Source organism: Streptomyces sp. NPDC029526 (genome assembly GCF_040637405.1).
GTDB lineage: Bacteria > Actinomycetota > Actinomycetes > Streptomycetales > Streptomycetaceae > Streptomyces.
On sequence record NZ_JBEZWE010000015.1, the window covers coordinates 62896 to 80919 of the forward strand.

At 75.2% G+C, this 18024-nt stretch carries 14 protein-coding genes and 3 pseudogenes; 12 read left to right on the forward strand and 5 right to left on the reverse strand.

From position 1 onward, the window contains the following. Positions 1-299 precede the first annotated feature (299 nt). A complete protein-coding gene (locus AB0F01_RS25115; protein ID WP_362099925.1) occupies positions 300-1352 on the forward strand; it encodes a TIGR02452 family protein in 1053 nt (350 codons plus the stop codon). 291 nt (positions 1353-1643) lie between these two features. On the opposite strand, the gene AB0F01_RS25120 is transcribed toward AB0F01_RS25115, so the two are convergent. Then, positions 1644-2090, reverse strand: coding sequence for a type II toxin-antitoxin system PemK/MazF family toxin (locus AB0F01_RS25120; RefSeq protein WP_362099927.1), 447 nt, complete (start codon positions 2088-2090; stop codon positions 1644-1646). A gap of 510 nt (positions 2091-2600) precedes the next feature. Between AB0F01_RS25120 and AB0F01_RS25125 the strand changes: the two genes are divergently transcribed. The 7 genes and pseudogenes from AB0F01_RS25125 (at position 2601) to AB0F01_RS25155 (ending at position 9241) form a co-directional block, all read left to right on the forward strand. Beyond that, a complete protein-coding gene (locus AB0F01_RS25125) occupies positions 2601-3593 on the forward strand; it encodes a hypothetical protein (RefSeq protein WP_362099929.1) in 993 nt (330 codons plus the stop codon). 755 nt (positions 3594-4348) lie between these two features. Continuing rightward, positions 4349-5611 carry an MFS transporter gene (locus tag AB0F01_RS25130; protein WP_362099932.1) on the forward strand — a complete coding sequence of 421 codons (1263 nt, stop codon included), beginning with the start codon at positions 4349-4351 and terminating at the stop codon, positions 5609-5611. Between the two features lie 129 nt (positions 5612-5740). After that, positions 5741-6271 (forward strand): annotated as a pseudogene (locus AB0F01_RS25135) (isochorismatase family cysteine hydrolase); the annotation flags it as partial. Between the two features lie 122 nt (positions 6272-6393). Further along, positions 6394-7296 (forward strand): translation initiation factor 2, encoded by a 903-nt coding sequence (locus tag AB0F01_RS25140; RefSeq protein WP_362099935.1) that lies wholly within the window; start codon positions 6394-6396, stop codon positions 7294-7296. Between the two features lie 185 nt (positions 7297-7481). Continuing rightward, on the forward strand, positions 7482-7913 hold the full coding sequence (locus AB0F01_RS25145; RefSeq protein ID WP_362099938.1) for a VOC family protein: 432 nt from the start codon (positions 7482-7484) through the stop codon (positions 7911-7913). A gap of 211 nt (positions 7914-8124) precedes the next feature. Beyond that, complete coding sequence (locus AB0F01_RS25150; protein WP_362099940.1) at positions 8125-8550, forward strand: CBS domain-containing protein; 426 nt, start codon at positions 8125-8127, stop codon at positions 8548-8550. Positions 8551-8587: 37 nt separating this feature from the next. Continuing rightward, positions 8588-9241: a phosphoribosyltransferase family protein gene (locus AB0F01_RS25155; RefSeq protein WP_362099943.1), complete on the forward strand. Its 654-nt coding sequence runs from the start codon at positions 8588-8590 to the stop codon at positions 9239-9241. A gap of 160 nt (positions 9242-9401) precedes the next feature. Here the strand turns inward: AB0F01_RS25155 and AB0F01_RS25160 are convergent, their stop codons facing one another. Both AB0F01_RS25160 and AB0F01_RS25165 read right to left on the reverse strand, forming a co-directional pair. Continuing rightward, positions 9402-10592, reverse strand: a complete 1191-nt coding sequence (locus AB0F01_RS25160) for a CaiB/BaiF CoA-transferase family protein (protein WP_362099945.1) — start codon at positions 10590-10592, stop codon at positions 9402-9404. Positions 10593-10850: 258 nt separating this feature from the next. Continuing rightward, positions 10851-11054, reverse strand: a pseudogene (locus AB0F01_RS25165) (hypothetical protein); the annotation flags it as partial. A 396-nt stretch (positions 11055-11450) separates the two neighbouring features. Between AB0F01_RS25165 and AB0F01_RS25170 the strand changes: the two are divergent. Beyond that, entirely contained in the window at positions 11451-12356 is a 906-nt protein-coding gene (locus AB0F01_RS25170; protein ID WP_362100104.1) for a LysR family transcriptional regulator, read from the forward strand. A gap of 363 nt (positions 12357-12719) precedes the next feature. Here the strand turns inward: AB0F01_RS25170 and AB0F01_RS25175 are convergent, their stop codons facing one another. Beyond that, positions 12720-13286, reverse strand: coding sequence for an NADPH-dependent FMN reductase (locus AB0F01_RS25175; RefSeq protein ID WP_362099948.1), 567 nt, complete (start codon positions 13284-13286; stop codon positions 12720-12722). Between the two features lie 136 nt (positions 13287-13422). Between AB0F01_RS25175 and AB0F01_RS25180 the strand changes: the two are divergent. Both AB0F01_RS25180 and AB0F01_RS25185 read left to right on the forward strand, forming a co-directional pair. Next, positions 13423-14070: pseudogene (locus AB0F01_RS25180) on the forward strand (helix-turn-helix domain-containing protein); the annotation flags it as partial. Between the two features lie 525 nt (positions 14071-14595). Continuing rightward, positions 14596-15633 carry a LacI family DNA-binding transcriptional regulator gene (locus AB0F01_RS25185; RefSeq protein ID WP_362099951.1) on the forward strand — a complete coding sequence of 346 codons (1038 nt, stop codon included), beginning with the start codon at positions 14596-14598 and terminating at the stop codon, positions 15631-15633. 236 nt (positions 15634-15869) lie between these two features. Here AB0F01_RS25185 and trxA read toward each other — a convergent pair whose 3' ends face one another. After that, the gene (gene trxA, locus AB0F01_RS25190; RefSeq protein ID WP_362099954.1) at positions 15870-16295 is read right to left on the reverse strand and encodes a thioredoxin; all 426 of its coding nucleotides are present in this window, start codon (positions 16293-16295) and stop codon (positions 15870-15872) included. Positions 16296-16422: 127 nt separating this feature from the next. Here trxA and AB0F01_RS25195 point away from each other — a divergent pair, with 127 nt between their 5' ends. Continuing rightward, positions 16423-17859 carry an NAD(P)/FAD-dependent oxidoreductase gene (locus AB0F01_RS25195; RefSeq protein ID WP_362099957.1) on the forward strand — a complete coding sequence of 479 codons (1437 nt, stop codon included), beginning with the start codon at positions 16423-16425 and terminating at the stop codon, positions 17857-17859. Positions 17860-18024 lie beyond the last annotated feature (165 nt).

Here is an 18024-nt window from a genome sequence, read left to right on the forward strand (position 1 = left end):
CGGACTCCTCCTGAGGGTCCACGATGCCACCGGTCCGGGATCCGAGCCCCCCGAACCGGTCACGACCCCGTCCACTCAAAACCCTCGTGGTGCCGGGACACAAGAGTGCGAGGACGGGCGTCGCGCGCCCGTCATCCTCCCGTTCCGCCCGTTCGCCGGTGCTTTTCCGCCGGTTCCGCGGCCCGCGGGCAACAGGAAATCCCGTTGCACGGCCCGACCGTGATCGGCCAGGATCCCGGTATGGGGAACACGGGGGAGATCGCGCGGCGCGCGGTCACGGCGCGTACGGGGGTCGCGGCGTGAGCGCGCGGCTGCGCGGCCTCGCCCGCGAGACCGAGAGCATCGTCGCGGCGGGCCGGTACCGCGCCCCGGACGGACGCGAGCACGACCTCGCGGCCGCCGTCCGGGCCGCGCGGGAGGGCACCCGGATGTTCGGGCCGCAACCGGTGCCGGTACCGGACCTCCGGCCGACGGCCACCCGGATCGAGGTCACCGGCGAGAGCAGCCTGGAGGCCGCCCGGCGCCTGGTCACCACACCGGCGGCCCCCGCCGGCCACCCGTCCGGCCGGACCGAAGGGCCCAGCCTCGCGGACGCCGCACCGGTACGTCCCGACGGTGACCCGACATCTTCCGACGGTGATCCGACACCTTCCGACGGTGACGTCCTACGTCCCGACGCCGGCCCGGTACGTCCTGACGGCGGCCCGGTACGTCCTGACGGCGGACCGGACGGGACGGCCGACGCGCCCGCCGTGCTGAACTTCGCCTCCGCCCGCAACCCCGGGGGCGGTTACCTCAACGGGGCCCAGGCCCAGGAGGAGGCCCTGTGCCGCGCCTCCGCGCTGCACACCTGCCTGCTGCGGGCCCCCGCCTTCTACGAGCACCACCGCACCCACCGGGACCCGTTCTACACCGACCGCGTGATCCACTCACCGGCGGTGCCCGTCTTCCGCGACGACCGCGGCCGCCTGCTCGACGAGCCCTTCACCGCCCACTTCCTCACCTCGCCCGCGCCCAACGCCGGGGTGATCCTGCGCCGGCTGCCCGAACGGGCCGCCGAGATCCCCGGCGCGGTCACGGAGCGCGCCGGGCGTGTGCTGGAGACGGCGGCGGCCGTCGGCCACCGGCGCCTGGTGCTCGGTGCCTGGGGCTGCGGTGTCTTCCGCAACGACCCGGCCGTGGTGGCAGGGGCGTTCCGGTCCCTGATCGGGCCCGGGGGACGCTTCGCCGGGACGTTCGGCCACGTGGTCTTCGCCGTGCTGGACCGCACGGCGGGGGGCGCGACCCGCGCGGCGTTCGAGCAGGCGTTCGCGGACCTCGCGACCCGGCCGGAGGCCGTGGCCGGTCCCTGACCGGCGGCACGGCGGGACGACGGCCCGGGCACCGGGCCACGTCCGCAGCCCACAGCCTCTGGTCACCTCCGGCCCGGTCGTCCCTGACCGGAGCGGGCACCCGCGACCGGCCCGGGTGTCCGGGAACGGCTCGGGTGTCCCTCCGGGGCCGGCTCGGGTGTCCCTTCGGGACCGGGACCGATCCGGGAGGTCAGCACCGGCTGGGGCGTCCGGGACCGGTTCGGGAGGTCAGCACCGGCCCGGGACTCCGGACCGGTTCGGGCACCAGGCCGCTCGGACCCGGCCGCGCCGTCAGGTCCAGCCGTACCGCTCCCGCAGCCGGTGGCGGACGAGGTCGAAGCGCATCCGGTCCAGGGCGCAGGCCTCCCGGCGCATGCCCTCCTCGTGCAGCCGGAGCACGCGGTCGATGCCGACCCAGGAATCGCGGCCCGTCCGGTCCCACGGTCCGGCGCCGATCGGCACCCAGTCCCGGTCGCCGTTGCGCGGCCTGCTCGACAACTGCACTGCCAGGACGGTCCCGCCCGTCTCCCGCGCGACGACGAGCACCGGCCGGTCCTTGCCCCGCCCGTCGGCCTCCTCGTAGGGCACCCACGTCCAGACGATCTCCCCGGGATCCGGGTCGCCGTCGTGCACGGGCGCGTACGCGGTGCGGACCGGGCCCACCTCGTGGGGTGCGGCCTCGGTGGTGGCGGAGGGGCCGTGGCGGCCCGGGGCGCTGTCGGGGCTGTACTCGGTCACAGGCGTACCGTACGGCACCCCGCGCGGGGGTCGGCCCGCGTGCCGGGTGCCGTACGGGCAGCTCAGGCCGCCTTCGCCCGAGGGCGGCCTGAGGTCCTCGGAACCGGGGGACCTCAGCCCGGTCCGGGCACCTACGCGTCACGCCCTTCCGTCCGGTCCCCGCGACCTCGGCCCGTGGCACCGGGGCACCGGGGCGTCCCTCCGCGCCGGGCAGGACGGCGACGGCGGTGCCGTGGGCCAGGCCGACGCGCGTGCGGGGTGGGACACCGTCGCCCACCGCGTCGCGCAGGCGTTCCTGCCGTTGCCGCCGGCTGCGACGGGGCCGCCGGGCCCGGACGGTGACCGTCCGCCCTCCGAACGACCCGTTCGTACGTGCTGCCCGGGCCCCGCCCTCACCGGGGCGGGGCCCGGGCCACATGGCCCCGGCGGCGGCCCCGGTCGACCCTCCTCCCGGGGCGAGACGACGGCGCAGGCTGGGCGTACGGGGGGAGTTCAGGAGAAGGAGCCGATATGCAGCAGAGTCGACCCGTGGACGCGACGGCCGTGGAGGCCCTGCTCACCGCCGCGGTCGCGGCGCCCTCGATCCACAACACCCAGCCCTGGCGGTTCGGCCTGGACGCGACCACCGGCACCGTGGAAGTGCGCGCCGACCGGCGCCGGATCCTGCCGCTGACCGACCCGCACGCGCGGGCGCAGTACCTGTCCGTGGGGGCGGCCGTACTCAACCTCCGGGTGGCCGCGGCCCACGGCGGCTGGGACCCCGTCGTGCGGCTGCTGCCCGACCCGCACGAGCCGGATCTCCTGGCCACCGTGCTGCTCGCTGCTCCGATCGCCGGGGTACCCGCCGGCCTGGCCTCCCTCCACGACGCGGTGGGACGCCGGCACACCAGCCGGATGCCCTTCACCGGGCGCCCGGTGCCGGACGCGATCGTCGCCGAGATGGTCGCCGCCGCCCGTGCGGAGGGTGCCCACCTCGACGTGCCCGGCATCCCGGGAACCCGCCGTCTGCTGCGGCTGACCGGCGCGGGGGAGGCCCGCAACCGCGCCCACCCCGGCCGTACCGCCGAATCCCGGGCCTGGGTCACCGCACCAGGAACGGACACCCCCTACGGCGTCCCACTGACCGCGGTGGGTCCCCGGGAGACGGGCGGGCGCATGCCGATGCGCGACTTCACGGGCCCGCTGCCGCCGGGCCTGACGCTGCCCGCCCTGCGGTTCGAACGGCACGCCCAGGTGGCGCTGCTGTGGACGTCCCGGGACCGGCGGGAGGACTGGCTGCGGGCGGGGCAGGCGCTGGAGCGCACCCTGCTGGTGGCCACCGTCCACGGGGTGCGCACGTCGATCCTCCACCAGGCCATGGAGTGGCCCGACCTCCGGGCGGCCGTCGCCGGCTCCCGGCGGCGTTGCAGCCCGCACCTCCTGGTCCGCTTCGGCTACGGCCCGGAGGGCGGCCGCACCCCGCGCGCAGCTCTGACGCCGCGGGCTCGCCCGGTCGCGAACTGACCGCACGGACGGCGGCGCACAACCGGCGGGGCGGATCCTTCCGACGGGTCGGACCCGCCGACCTCGGCCGCACCCGCCGACTCCGGCCGGACCCGCTGACCCCGGCCGGACCCGCCGGCTCGGGTCCGGTGCCCACCGCTGGCCCGCCGCTCGCGCCGATGGGGGCTGGTTGGTCGCGCCGATCGGGCTGGTTGCTCGTGCCGGCCGACCGGGCCGGTTGTTCGCGCCGACCAGACTGGTTGCTCGCGCCGACCAGGCCGGTTACCCGCTCCGAGGCGGGACCGCGGTTCCGTCGGCTCGGCCACCGCACGCGACGGGCGGCCCGTCCGGGCGTGGCCCGTGCGCCGGCCCAGCCGTGCGCTGCCCGTGCGCCGTCCGGCCCACCGGCCGAGGGTCCGCGCCCCTCCGTCACCCGAAGAGGTGCGCTCGCTCCTCCGGCACCCACCCGGCACGCGCACGCGCTTCCGTCGGCCGGCACCACCCCGGGCACCACCCCCGGCGCATGAACCCGTCACGGCGGGTGACCCGGGAACCGGCGGGGTTCGACGGGGACGGTCGGACCCCGTCCCCGGGACCCTTGCGGCGGACGCACGGGACCGACGGCCCCATGGTGCGAACGGGGCCGGCGGGTCATCGTGTGAGGGAGGGGCGTGAGCACCTCGCCGGCCGACCCGACGGCCGCCGCCGCGACCGCGTGACGGGATGCGGCGGACCACCGCAGCGGACTGACTACCGCAGACGAAGGGAAGGACGGCATGCCGAAGCCGTCGACCACCGCGAACAGGAAGACCGCCCCGCCCCCCGTCCCCGCCCGTGCCTGGCTCATGCTGGCCCTGGCGACCCTCGGCTTCGCGGTGAACTTCTGGGCGTGGGCGCTGCTGAGCCCGCTGGGCCCGCGGTTCCACGACGAACTCGCCCTGTCCTCCTTCGAGTCGTCCCTGCTGGTGGCGGTGCCCGTGGTGGTCGGTTCCGTGGGCCGCATCCCGGTGGGGGCCCTCACCGACCGGTTCGGCGGGCGGACCATGTTCCCGCTGGTCTCGGCGGTGACCATCGTGCCGGTCCTGTACCTGGGGCTCGCCGGACACTCCTCGCTCCCCGCCCTGCTGATCGGCGGCTTCCTCCTCGGCGTCGGCGGCACCGCGTTCGCGGTCGGCGTCCCCTTCGTTAACGCCTGGTTCCCGCCCGAGCGGCGCGGCCTGGCGATCGGTGTCTTCGGCATGGGCATGGGCGGCACCGCGATCAGCGCGCTGACCACGGTCAAGCTGGTGGACGCGAACGGCATGGCGACCCCGTTCGTCCTGACCGCCGTGATACTCGCGGTGTACGCGGTCGCCGCCTGGCTGCTGCTCAGGGACGCGCCGGGACGCGCGGTACCGTCCGAGCCGCTCCTGCGCCGACTCGCGGGCACCGCACGGCTCCCGATCACCTGGCAGGCATCCGCCCTGTACGCCGTCGCCTTCGGCGGTTACGTCGCCTTCTCCGTGTACCTGCCGACCTACCTCAAGACCGGCTACGGGTTGAGCCACGCCGACGCGGCGAACCGGATGGCCGGCTTCGTGCTGCTGGCGGTGGCCATGCGGCCCGTGGGCGGCTGGCTGTCGGACCGGATGGGCCCCGTTCGCGTCCTCGTAGGCGTCTTCGGTGTCGTCATGGCCGCCGCCCTGGTCCAGGCGGCCACCCCCTCGCTCGCCCCGGTCGGCACCCTCGCCTTCCTGGCCATGGCCGCCGCGCTCGGCGCGGGCAGCGGCGCGGTGTTCGCCCTGGTGGCCCTGGTGACCCCGGCGGGCCAGGTCGGCTCCGTCACCGGGGTCGTGGGCGCCGCGGGCGGGCTGGGCGGCTTCCTCCCGCCGCTGGTGATGGGATCGCTCTACGGCATCCACCACGACTACGCGATCGGTCTGATCCTGCTCGGCCTGGTGTCCGCCGCCGCCCTCGCCTACACCGGCACCGGCGTCCGCCGCGCTCTCGCCCGCCGCGCCGACTCCGCCCCGCGCACCCCGGCGGCCGCGGGCGGCTGACCGGGTCCGGGACAACCGGGCCCGCTGCCGTCTCCCTCTCCCTCTCCGTCTCCGTCTCCGTCTCGTCGACCCCGGCCGGTCCGATCGGCCGGGGTCGCTCGATTCCTCCGGACGGGGAACCCTGGTCACATGGCCAAAACCGCTCTCATCGTCATCGACATGATCAACACGTACGACCACCCGGATGCGGAACTGCTGCTGCCCTCCGCGGAGACCGTCGTACCGGTCGTCTCCGGCCTGATCGACCGCGCCAGGAAGCGGGACGTGCCCGTCATCTACGTGAACGACAACTTCGGGCAATGGCGTTCGCACCAAGGGGAGTTGCTCGACAGTGCGCTGTCCGGGCCGCACGCCCGGCTGGTGGAGCCGTTGCGCCCCGACGACTCCTCCCTGTTCGTCGTGAAGGCCAGGCACTCGATCTTCTTCGAGACCCCCCTCGGCTACCTCCTCAACCAGCAGGGCATCGAACGGCTGGTGCTCTGCGGGCAGGTGACCGAACAGTGCGTGCTCTACTCGTCGCTCGACGCGCACATCCGCCACTTCCAGGTGATCGTGCCCCGCGACGCCGTCGCCCACATCCACGCCGATCTCGCGGACGCCGCCCTGCGGATGATGGAACGCAACATGGGCGCCCAGGTGTGCGACAGCGACGACCTCTGGGCCGATGATGCCGATGCCGTCCCCGACAACGCCGACGGCAACGACAAAGGCGCCGACGCGGACGGCCCCGACAAAGGCGCCGACGCGGACGGCCCCGACAACCGCGCCGGCGCGGACGCCCCGTGAAGTCCGCGGGGAACGACCCGGCGAGCGCTACGCCCGCTGCCGTCCCGCCGTCCGGGGCGGAGCCCGAGTCGCCTCCGTCGGGTTCCGGACCCGGCCCGGCACCGCTGCCGCCGGAACTGGAGTCCTACCTGTCGGAACTGGTCCACCGCACCCGAGCCGTGTGCGGCACCCACCCGGTCAGTGTCCTCGCCGTCGGCTCCGTCGCGCTCGGTGACTACCGCCACGGACGCAGCGACGTCGACGTCACCCTGGTCGTGGACCCTTCGCTGCCCCGGACCGCCCTCCCGGAACTGGCGGCCGCCCTCGCCCACCCCGCGTTGCCCTGCCCGGCCGCCGGGCTCGAACTGACCGTGTACGACGCCGACTTCGCCGGCCGGCCGTCCGCCGAGGCGGGCTACCTGCTCGACCTGAACACCGGCCCGGAGCTGCCCGGGAAGGTGAGCTTCGACGCCGCGGAGTCGCCCGCCTTCTGGTACGTCCTCGACCGATCCGTCGCCGCCCGCGCCGGGCGCTCGCTGCACGGCAGGCCGGCCCGGGAGGCCGTTGCCGAGCCAGAGCGCCGCGCGGTGCTGGGGGCGCTCGTGGCCTCGGTCCGCGAACACGCCGACGGCGACGGCCACCTGGCCGACAACCGGGTGCTCAACGGCTGCCGCTCCGTGGTGTTCTGCCGCACGGGCCACTGGTCCGCCAAACGGGAGGCGGGGCGTGCCGTCGCCGGCTCCGAGCCCGCCTTCCGGCCGCTGATCGACGAGGCGCTGAGCAGTTTCGACCGGCCGCGCCGCGCGGCCCGCCCGCTGCCCCCGGAGACCGTGCACGACTTCCTGACCTGGGCAGCCGACCGCGTGGCGGCGGCAGCTCGGGCCGAGGACCCTCCTCCGGCCGGCCCACGGGAGACCTAGAGGACTGCGTGACCGAGCCGGGGCGGTGTCAGGCCCATGTAGTACCCACCGCCCGGGCGTCGCCGCCGGAAAGGCGATCGACCGCCGTCCGACGGGTTGTCTATGCTCCCCGTGCGGCATCGCGTGCCGGTCACCGACCGGGTGAGGCATGGAGGCGCCGTGGATGCCCATGGAGGCATTGCCGTATGCCAGTCGAGTTCAACCACACCATTGTTCTGACCCGAGACCGGGAGAAGTCCGCCCGTTTCCTGGCGCACGTCCTGGGGCTCGAGGTCGGGGAACCGGCCGGACCCTTCCTGCCCGTCACCACCGCCAACGGCGTCACCCTGGACTTCGCCGCCGTGGACCACGACATCCCCGTGCAGCACTACGCCTTCCTCGTCACGGAGGACGAGTTCGACGCCGTGCTCGCCCGGCTCGTGGCCGCCGAAGTCCCCGTCCAGGCCGACCCGCAGGGCCGGCACCCGGGGCGGATCAACCGCAACGACGGCGGGCGCGGGGTGTACTTCCGCGACCCGGCGGGGCACGGCCTGGAAGTGCTGACCCGCCCGTACGGCACCGACCCGGCGTCACCGCTCAACGGTGTCACCGAGGAGGTCCCGGGAGCGGTGGGGTAACCCCGGTGGGGGCGGCGGCCGTCGGGTCCGCCCGTCGGCCGCCGCCCGCCCGCATCCGTCGTCCCGCACGACACGCAGGACATGCAGGACACGCAGGACAGGCACGACACGCAGGGCCTGCGGGCCCCACTGTTTACCCGGCGCCCAGCGGGCTACGCGGACAGCGGCGGCGACGGAACACCCGCCGTCCCACCCGCCCCCGGAGGTGCCCATGACCCGCCGGATACGGGACGTGATGTCCCGGGACACCGCGTCCGTGGAACCCATGACGACGGTGGCGCGGGCCGCCGAGCTGATGCGCGAGCGCGACGTCGGGGACGTCCTGGTGGCCTACGACTGCGACCTCTTCGGCCTCCTCACCGACCGCGACATCGTGCTGCGGACCGTCGCCGCGGGGCACGACCCGCGCCGGACGGCGGTCGGCTCCGTCTGCACCCGCCCGCCCCTGGTGACGCTCGACCCCGACGACACCACCGAGCACGCGGCGGATCTCATGCGTCGGCACGCCGTGCGCCGCCTTCCCGTCGTCGAACGCGGCGGCTGCCCCGTGGGCGTGGTCAGCATCGGCGACCTGGCCACCGCCGACCGCCCGCACTCCGCCCTGGCGGGCATCGGCCGAGCCGAACCGACCCGCTGACGCACCCATGCGGTTCACCGATCGCCGGGACGCACCCATGCGGTTCACGGATCGCCGGCAGGCCGGACGCGCGCTGGCCCGGGAGCTGCGCACCCGGGGCGACGCGGGCCTGCTGCCCGACCCGGTGGTCCTGGCGCTGCCCCGCGGCGGCGTGGCCGTGGCCCGGGAGGTCGCCGAAGCGCTCGGCGCGCCGCTCGACGTGCTCGTCGTCCGCAAGATCGGTGCGCCGTCGCACGAGGAGTTCGCGGTGGGCGCGCTGGCCGGCGACGGCGTCCCGCTGTTCGACCCGCACACCCTGGCCCACCTCGGCCTCGACGAGGGCGACCTCACCGCCGTGGTCGAGCGGGAACGCGCCGAACTGCGCCGCCGGGAACGGGTGTACCGCCGGGGCAGGACCGCTCCCGCGCTGGCGGGCCGTACCGTGATCGTCGTCGACGACGGACTGGCGACCGGGGCCACCGCCCGTGTCGCCCTGCGCTCCGTACGACGCCGGTCACCCGCGCGCGTGCTGCTGGCGGTGCCGGTCTGCTCGCCGGAGGGCGCCGGGTCGCTGCGGGGGGAGGCGGACGAGGTCGTCTGCCTGCACCGGCCCGCCGGGTTCATGGCGGTCGGCGAGTGGTACGACGACTTCGGCCAGCTGACCGACGAGGACGTCCTGGCCGCACTCGACCGCTCGGCCGGGGACGCCTGAGACGGTGCCACGGACGGCTCGCCCGGAAACGGTCCCCGGTCCTGAGGCGTCCACGGCCCGGTGGGCGCCGGGGTGCCGTTCGAGCCGGTCGGCGCCCACCGGTCGGAGGGCGGGGCCGGTCGGCCCCCTCCTTCCAGACCGGAGGGCCGGGTCGGCCCGGTCAGACGACCCCGTCGGCGCGGAGCCGCGCGATCGACTCGGGCGAGTGCCCGAGCCCCGTCAGGATCTCCTCCGTGTGGGCGCCCACCGCTGGGACCGGGTCCATGCGGGCTTGGGTTCCCGCGAGGTCGGCGGGCGGCAGGAGGGCCTGGACCGTGGCGCCCGGCACCGCGACCTCGCGCCAGCGGTCCCGGGCGGCGAGCACCGGGTGGTCCAGGAAGGCGGCGACGTCGTTGACGCCCGCGCACGCGATGCCCAGGGACTCCAGCTCCCGCAGCAGGTCGTCGGCGCCGGAACGGGCGCAGCGCTCGGCGACCAGGGAGTTCAGTTCGTCCCGGTGCGCGACCCGGTCCGAGCCGGTGGCGAAGCGGGGGTCGTCGGTCAGGTCGGGGCGCCCCAGGAAACCGGCGCACAGCACCGCCCACTCGCGCTCGTTCTGGATGGAGAACAGCACCTCGCGGCCGTCGGCGGCGCGGAACGTGCCGTAGGGGGCGATGGTGGCGTGCTGCGTACCGAGCCGGGGCGGCTGGGTGCCGCCGTGACGGGTGTAGTAGGCGGGCTGGCCCATCCACTCCGCGAGCGCCTCGAACAGGGACACCTCCACGGGGTGCGCCTCGCCCGTGGTGGCGCGGGTGTAGAGAGCGGTGAGGACACCGCTGTAGGCGTACATCCCGGCGGCGATGTCGGCGACGGAGATGCCGGTCCGCGCGGTCTCCTCCCCGGTCCCGGTCAGCGACACCAGCCCGGTCTGGCACTGCACCAGCAGGTCGTACGCCTTGCGGTCGGCCCACGGCCCGGTGGTGCCGTAGCCGGAGATGGTGCAGGGGATCAGTCGGGGGCGGTGGCGGGTGACCTCCGCGGTGCCCAGCCCCAGACGGTCGACGGCCCCGGGGGCCAGGTTGTGGACGAAGACGTCGGCGTCGTCGAGCAGGTGCCGCAGGATCTCCAGCCCGCGCGGGTCCTTGAGGTCGAGGGTGAGGGACTCCTTCGACCGGTTGAGCCACACGAAGTAGCTGGAGTGGCCGTGCACGGTCGTGTCGTAACGGCGGGCGAAGTCGCCCTCGCCCGGACGCTCCACCTTGATCACCCGGGCCCCGAGATCGGCCAGTTGGCGGGTGGCGTAGGGCGCGGCCACGGCCTGCTCCAGACTGACCACCGTGACCCCCGACAGGGGATACCGCTGCGCTCCCATGTGCCTCCCGCTCCCTCCCGAGGGCCGGCGGCCCCCGCTGTGTTTCGTTCCGATCCGGTCCGTGCGGCGTGCACGCGGCCGGGACGACCGCCCCACCCGGACCCGCTCGCGGGGGAGCGGCCCGCCTTCGCTTCCGCCACCCCGCGGACGCCGTCGCCTGCTGCGCCCGGACACCCGGGAGCCAGGACGCGCCCCCGCTGATGGCGTGCTGCCGGGCGGCCGGTCCGGCCGTACGGCCGCGTCGCCGGCGCGAGGCGCTCACCGCCGGACGGCCGTTCCCGTCTCCGCGGGCCTGCTGCGGGAGACGATACGCGTGCCGCGCCCGTCGACGACCCTGACCTGGAGCGAGCCACAGCCACAGCGGGTCCACAGGGTGCTGCCGGCACCGGTGGGGTGGCGCGACACCACGTGGAACGGCTCGGCGCCGTCCGGCCATCCGCAGTACGGGCAGGCGGCGGTGCCGGGAGCGGGCGTGCCGCCCCCGCCGCCGTCCCCGCCGGGGACCGGGCCGCCCGTCGCCCTGCCGGTCGTGCCGCCGTCCGTCCTGCCGGTCCTGTCGGTCCTGTCAGTCCTGCCGCTCATGTCGGCTCCCTCTCGTCTCCGTCTTCCCGGTCCCGTCTTCCGGTCCGGGTCGTGTCTTCCTGTCCCGGTCCGGACTTCCCGTCTCGGTCCGGACTGCCTGTCCCGGTCCGGTCCTCCGGGTCCCGTCCCTGGGCTGATTGATCCGGCTTCGTCTCCGGGCGCGCCGAGGTCGGTCGTCCGTCGTGGTGCCGTCCCTCGCGACACAGCCACCGTGCGCCGTCCGGTCCGTTCACGTCCAGGTTGATTTTGTGGACGTGACCGTGAAGCATGACCTTCATGATTGACCTGCGCAGGCTGCACGTCCTGAGAGCGGTCGCCCACTACGGCACCGTCACCGCGGCCGCCCGGGCGCTGCACTTCACCCCGTCCGCCGCGTCCCAGCAGATCCGGCAACTGGCGCGGGAGCTCGACGTGGTGCTGCTGGAGCCGCAGGGGCGCGGGGTGCGGCTCACGCCGGCCGCCGAGAGCCTGCTGGCGCATGCCGACGCCATCCAGGCGCGTTGGGAGCAGGCCGAACGCGACCTGCGGGCCGATCACGGGGCGCCCGCCGGACCCCTGCGGGTGACGGGGTTCCCGGTCGCCGTGTCGGTGCTGCTGGCCCCGATGGCCGCGCGGCTGGGCGCACGGCATCCGCGGCTCGCGGTGCGGATCCTGGAGGCGGGAGTGCCGGAGTGCTTCGACCTGCTCTTCGAGGGGGCCACCGATCTGGCGGTCGTGGAGTCCACCCCGCGCAACCCGCCCCCGGGGGACGAGCGTTTCGACCAGCAGCCGCTGCTGGACGACCCCTTCGACCTGGTCGTCCCGGACGGCCACGCCCTGGCCGGCCGGGAGCGGGTGGACCTCGCGGAGGCCGCGCGCGAGCAGTGGATCGCACCGGTGCCGGAGAGCCCGTGCCGGCCGCACGTGATGTCGGCCTGCGGGGCGGCCGGTTTCACCCCCGACGTGGTCCATCACGCCCTGGACTGGAACGTCACCGCCCACCTCGTCGCCCACGGACTCGGCGTCGCCCTGATCCCTCGGCTGGCCCGGCTGACGGACCACCTGCCGATCACGCGGGTGCGCTGCGCCGGCGACCCGCACCGCAAGCTGCTCACCTGCACGCGCGGTGGCGACCACACACGGCCGGCGGTGGCCGTGGCGCTGGCGGAGTTGCGGGAACTCGCGGCCGAGGCGGTGGCCTGACCGGGCGTTCAGCCCCCAACGCCGACGCCGACGCCGACGCCGGCCTCGGCGTCGGGGGTTCGGGGTTCGGCGTTCGGGGCGAGGTGGGAGCGCACGCTCTCGGGGTGGGTGGCCGGAGACGGCCGAAGGGCCGGAGCGTGGTGCTCCGGCCCTTCGGGTCGTCGGGTCGCCCCTCGTCGCGGGGTGCCCGGGCCGTGCCCGTCACGGCGGGGTGCCCGGACGGTTCGTGCCGGGTGTCGCCGGCGCCGCGACAGGCAGCGTTGCCCGTCGAGGAGCGGGCGGCACAAGGTGAGGAGCGGGCGGCACAAGGTGCCCGGATCGAGCGAACCGGGCCCCTGTGCGGATCGGGTGAACCCGGCGCGATCAGGCGGCAGCCGACGGCGCGGCGGCCTGCTCCTGGAGCCGGGTGACGACCTGGGTCAGCTGCTCGACGACCTCGGTGTCGTCGGCGGGGTGCAGCTCGGCGAAGCGGGTGACGGAGCCGGGGATGGAGAGCTTGATGTCCTCGACCACCTTGCCGCCCGCGATGCCGACGGCCTTGCGGGCCTCGTCCTGCGCCCAGACGCCGCCGTACTGGCCGAAGGAGGTGCCGATCACCGCGACCGGCTTGCCACCGATCGCGCCGGCGCCGAACGGACGGGACAGCCAGTCGATGGCGTTCTTCAGGACGGCGGGGATGGTGCCGTTGTACTCGGGGGTGAACAGCAGCAGGGCGTCCGCCGAGGCAGCCGCCTCGCGGAGGCGGACGGCGGCGGCCGGAACAGTCCCTTCCGCGTCGATGTCCTCGTTGTAGAAGGGGATCTCGGCGAGCCCCTCGTAGAGCGCGACCTCGGCGCCGGCCGGAGCCAGCTTCACGGCGGTCTCGGCCAGCTGACGGTTGTGCGAACCGGCGCGCAGGCTGCCGACGAGAGCGAGGATGCGAGCGGACATGAGGTACTCCCAGGGGGTGGTCTTCAGGACAGGGGTCGCAGCATGGGTGCCACGAACCGGACCGGGGTCCGGTTGAAGTTCTAGCACTCTAACCGGACCGCGGTCCAGTTTCTTCCCGATGCTTTACCCTGGCTTCATGTCCCTCGCCCGACCGCCCGGCCCGATGCCACAGGAGCCCATTGAGCCGCAGGAGTTGCTGCACCCCGTCCTCGACGGGGAGGAGCCGTGCCTGCGGGCCGACGCCGCGCGCAACCGGGCCCGGCTGCTGGAGGCCGCCGCCCGGCTGGTCGCCGAGCGCGGTGCGGACGGTCTCACCATGGAGGCGGTGGCCGTCGCCGCCCAGGTCGGCAAGGGCACGGTCTTCCGCCGGTTCGGCGACCGCACCGGCCTGCTGTCGGCGCTGCTCGACCACTCGGAGAAGAAGCTCCAGACCGCCTTCCTCACCGGCCCGCCCCCGCTCGGCCCCGGCGCCCCGCCCGCCGACCGGCTGAGGGCGTTCGGCCGTGCCGTGCTGCGCCGCGGGGTCGACGAACTGGAGCTGCAACTGGCCGCCGAGGCGGACGCCGGCCGCCGCTTCGTGCACCCGGCGCGCCGGTTCCTGCACCACCACGTGACGCTGCTGCTGCGCGAGGCGGTCCCCGGGGCGGACTGCGAACTCCTGGCCCACACCCTGCTGGCCCAGCTGGACGCCGCCCTGATCCACCACCTCACCCGCCAGTGCGGGATGCCCCTGGAACGTCTCGAAGCAGCCTGGGGGGATCTGGTCGACCGGGTCACGGGCACCACTGGGGCGACCGGCGCCGGGGCCGCCACGGACGCGAAGAGCGTCACGGACGCCTCGAGCGTCACGGACGCGGCGACCGCCATGGGTGCTCCGAGTGCCACGGATACGGCGAACGCCATGGGTGATGCGAACGCCACGGACGCGGCGACCGCCAAGGGTGCTGCGACCGCCATGGATGCGGCTCCCGTCGAGCCCTTTCCGGCCGATCCGGGTGCCGGGAGGACCGGGCCGGCTGTCGCGGGCAGGTGACACCGGGAAGCCTCGGAGTGGCCGGCCGGGCCTGACCGGGCTCGTCCGGCCAGCGAGGGTCCCGTCCGTCCGCCCGCGCGGCACCCGTCGGTCCAGCTCGCGAGGGACCCGTCCGCCGAGCTCGGGAGCAACCCGTCCGCCCGGCCCGCGGGGCCGTTCCCCCGGCGCGAGAGGGGGCGCCCGGCTGGCCGGCGGGCCGTCCGCCCGGCCCGTCGGCGGCCTTCAACTCACCCCGCCGCAGGCCGCGTTCGGGCTTCTGCAAGGATGCCGTACGTCATGGTGAAGATTCCCCCGACGCCCACGCCCGCACCCGGCGGACCCGTGCGCTCCGTGCCCACGAGCGCCGATGTGGCCCGCCTCGCGGGTGTCTCGCGTGCCACCGTCTCCTACGTCCTGAACAACACCGGTGCGGTACGGATCAGTGATCCCACCCGGCGTCGCGTGCGCGAGGCCGCGAAGGAGCTCGGATACGTGCCGCACGCCGCCGCCCGCAGTCTGCGGGCCGGCCACAGCCGCATGGTGCTGATGCCGGCGCCCGACTTCCCCGTCGGGCCCCTCTACAGCCGCTTCATCACCGACCTCCAGGTCGCGCTGGGCCGCCTCGACTACACCGTCGTGCAGTACGGCACCGTCGGTGCCCACGACGACGAGGCCGCCCGCGCCTGGGCCGAGTTGCGGCCCGTGGCGGTCCTGGTCCCCGGCTCGGGTCTGGGGCCGCGCGGCGTCGAGGTCCTCAAACGCTCCGGTGCCCACGCCGTCGTCACGCTCGGGCCGGACACCGTGGAGGGCGCGCACGCCCTGCTCATGGACCACGACGTCGTCGGACACAGCGCCGGCGCCCACCTCTTCGACCGCGGCCGGCGACGCGTCGGCGTCGTGCTCCCGCGCGAAGCCGGGCTGGAGACCTTCTCCGGGCCGCGCCTGAGCGGAGTGCGGGAGGCCCTGCGCGGATCGGACGCCACCGTCACGCCGCTGCCCCTCGCCCTGGACGAGGACGACGCGGCGCGGCTGGCCGCCCGCTGGCGGGACCTCGGTCTCGACAGCGTGTTCACCTACAACGACGAATACGCGATGGTGCTCCTGCGGGCCCTGCAGGACGCGGGCGTCCGCGTCCCGGAGGACACGGCCGTCGTCGGCGCCGACAACCTCATGCTGAGCCGGCTGCTGCGGCCCCGGCTGAGCACCGTGCACCTGGATCTGCCGTCCGGCCGGGAACTGGCCGACTGGGTCGACCGCGCGGTGCGGGACCCGTCCGCGCCTCCGGAGGCGCACAAGGTGCTCGGGGCGACGGTGATCCACCGGGAGTCCAGCTGACACTGCCGCCCGCTCCACGGCGGGACCGCCACCGGTGAAGGACCGGCCGCCGGACGGGGGTACGGGCCCGGCCCGGGCCGGGTCGGACACGTCCGTACCGGATCAGGAGGGCGAACCGCCCGGCGTCCACCCCGGCGTCCGTCACGGAGCCGGCGCCGGTGTCCGCCCGCCCGGCCTCACGCCGGTGCCCGCCCGGCGTCGGCGCCGGCCGGAATGAGTAAGGGCTCGGACGACGCTCAGGCGCCCTGGTCCGTGCTCTGCCCCTGCCCCGGGCTCTGGTCCTGGCCCTCGCCGCCCTTGGCCTGCTGCTCGGCGATCGACTTGCGGACCTCGTCCATGTCCAGCCTGCGCGCCTGTCCGATGACGTCGGTCAGGGCCGCCTCCGGGAGGGCACCCGGCTGGGCGAACACCGCCACCTGGTCACGGACGATCATCAGCGTCGGAATCGACTGGATGCCGAAGGCGGCGGCCAGTTCCGGCTGCGCCTCCGTGTCCACCTTGCCGAACACCAGGTCGGGGTTCTCCTCGGCCGCCTTCTCGTACACCGGCGCGAACTGACGGCACGGCCCGCACCAGGACGCCCAGAAGTCGATCAGGACGAACTCGTTGTCCGTCACCATCTGGTCGAAGTTCTCCTTGGTGAGCTCCACGGTGCTGCTCATGGGTCTGTCCCTCTTTCTGGGGTCGGGGGTGCCCGGGCGCGGTCTCGGCACAACACGGCCGCCCGGCCGGGTATTCCGCGCCCCTACCCATGTGGCCCACGCGCACACCACCCGCCACACTGACGTCATGACGCAATCGCCAGCACAGACCGACACGTACGACGTCGTGGTCCTCGGTGCCGGGCCCGTGGGGGAGAACGTCGCCGACCGCACCCGCGCCGCGGGCCTCTCCACGGCGGTCGTGGAGAGCGAACTGGTCGGCGGCGAGTGCTCCTACTGGGCGTGCATGCCCAGCAAGGCCCTCCTGCGGCCGGTTCTCGCCCGGGCCGACGCCCGCAGGCTGCCCGGGCTGAGCCGGGCGGTGCAGGACGCCCTGGACGTGGAAGCGGTTCTCGCCCGCCGGGACGGGTTCACCAGCGATTGGAAGGACGACGGGCAGGTCGACTGGCTGCGGAGCACCGGGGCCGACCTGTACCGCGGACGGGGACGTCTCACCGGGGAACGCACCGTGACCGTCACCGGCCCCGACGGACAGCGGCAGGTCCTCACGGCACGGCACGCCGTCGCCGTCTGCACCGGCAGCCGCGCCTCGCTGCCCGGCCTGCCGGGACTGGCCGACGTCAAACCGTGGACCAGCCGGGAGGCCACCAGCGCCAAGGCCGCCCCCGGGCGGCTCGTCGTCGTTGGCGGCGGTGTGGTCGCCACCGAGATGGCGACCGCCTGGCAGGCGCTCGGCTCCCGCGTCACCGTCCTGGTGCGCGGCGACGGCCTGCTGTCCCGCATGGAGCCGTTCGCCGGGGAACTGGTCGCCGAGGCGCTCACCCGGGCCGGCGCCGACATCCGCACCGGCACCTCCGTGACGTCCGTCCACCGGGAGGACGGCACCGTCGTCGTCGGCACCGACGGCGGCGACCGCATCGAGGCCGACGAGATCCTCTTCGCCACCGGCCGCGCCCCGCGCACCGACGACATCGGCCTGGAGACGATCGGGCTGGAACCCGGTGCGTGGCTCGACGTGGACGACAGCCTCCGGGTGAGCGGCCACGACTGGCTCTACGGCGTCGGCGACGTCAACGGGCGTGCCCTGCTCACCCACCAGGGCAAGTACCAGGCCCGCATCGCGGGTGCCGCCATCGCCGCCCGGGCCTCCGGCGGTGCCGTCGACACGGAGGCGTGGGGCGCACACGCCGCCACCGCCGACCACGCCACCGTCCCCCAGGTCGTCTTCACCGACCCGGAGGCGGCCTCCGTCGGACTCACCCTCGCGGAGGCCGAACGGGCCGGGCACCGCGTACGGGCCGTCGACGTCGACCTGGGCTCGATCGCCGGGGCCGCCCTGTACGGCGACGGCTACACGGGCCGCGCGCGCATGATCGTCGACCTCGAGGACGAGATCCTGCGCGGCCTCACCCTCGTGGGCCCCGGCGTCGGCGAACTCGTCCACGCGGCGACCGTCGCCGTCGCCGCCCGGGTCCCGGTCGCCCGGCTCTGGCACGTGGTGCCGTCCTACCCGACGATCAGCGAGGTGTGGCTGCGCCTGCTGGAGGCGTACCGGGACGCCTGAGCCGCCGGCCCGCCCGGTCGACGGTTCCGCAGGGCGGACGACGCCGGGACGGTGAGGAGGGGGTCGAGGGTCCCCGGGCCTCGGCCCGCCCCGCGGCGGACCCGGCGGTGCCCGGGCGGGGCCGTCACGAGGGCCGGAACGTGACCGGGCCTCCGCCCCCGTTCG

Bases quoted from the DNA above. Each gene is read 5' to 3' on its own strand.
- AB0F01_RS25155 (WP_362099943.1), top strand. From the start codon at position 8,588: ATGCGGTTCACGGATCGCCGGCAGGCCGGACGCGCGCTGGCCCGGGAG.
- AB0F01_RS25160 (WP_362099945.1), bottom strand. From the start codon at position 10,592: ATGGGAGCGCAGCGGTATCCCCTGTCGGGGGTCACGGTGGTCAGTCTG.
- trxA (WP_362099954.1), bottom strand. From the start codon at position 16,295: ATGAGCAGCACCGTGGAGCTCACCAAGGAGAACTTCGACCAGATGGTG.
- AB0F01_RS25170 (WP_362100104.1), top strand. From the start codon at position 11,451: ATGATTGACCTGCGCAGGCTGCACGTCCTGAGAGCGGTCGCCCACTAC.
- AB0F01_RS25150 (WP_362099940.1), top strand. From the start codon at position 8,125: ATGACCCGCCGGATACGGGACGTGATGTCCCGGGACACCGCGTCCGTG.
- AB0F01_RS25130 (WP_362099932.1), top strand. From the start codon at position 4,349: ATGCCGAAGCCGTCGACCACCGCGAACAGGAAGACCGCCCCGCCCCCC.
- AB0F01_RS25185 (WP_362099951.1), top strand. From the start codon at position 14,596: ATGGTGAAGATTCCCCCGACGCCCACGCCCGCACCCGGCGGACCCGTG.
- AB0F01_RS25145 (WP_362099938.1), top strand. From the start codon at position 7,482: ATGCCAGTCGAGTTCAACCACACCATTGTTCTGACCCGAGACCGGGAG.
- AB0F01_RS25175 (WP_362099948.1), bottom strand. From the start codon at position 13,286: ATGTCCGCTCGCATCCTCGCTCTCGTCGGCAGCCTGCGCGCCGGTTCG.
- AB0F01_RS25125 (WP_362099929.1), top strand. From the start codon at position 2,601: ATGCAGCAGAGTCGACCCGTGGACGCGACGGCCGTGGAGGCCCTGCTC.
- AB0F01_RS25195 (WP_362099957.1), top strand. From the start codon at position 16,423: ATGACGCAATCGCCAGCACAGACCGACACGTACGACGTCGTGGTCCTC.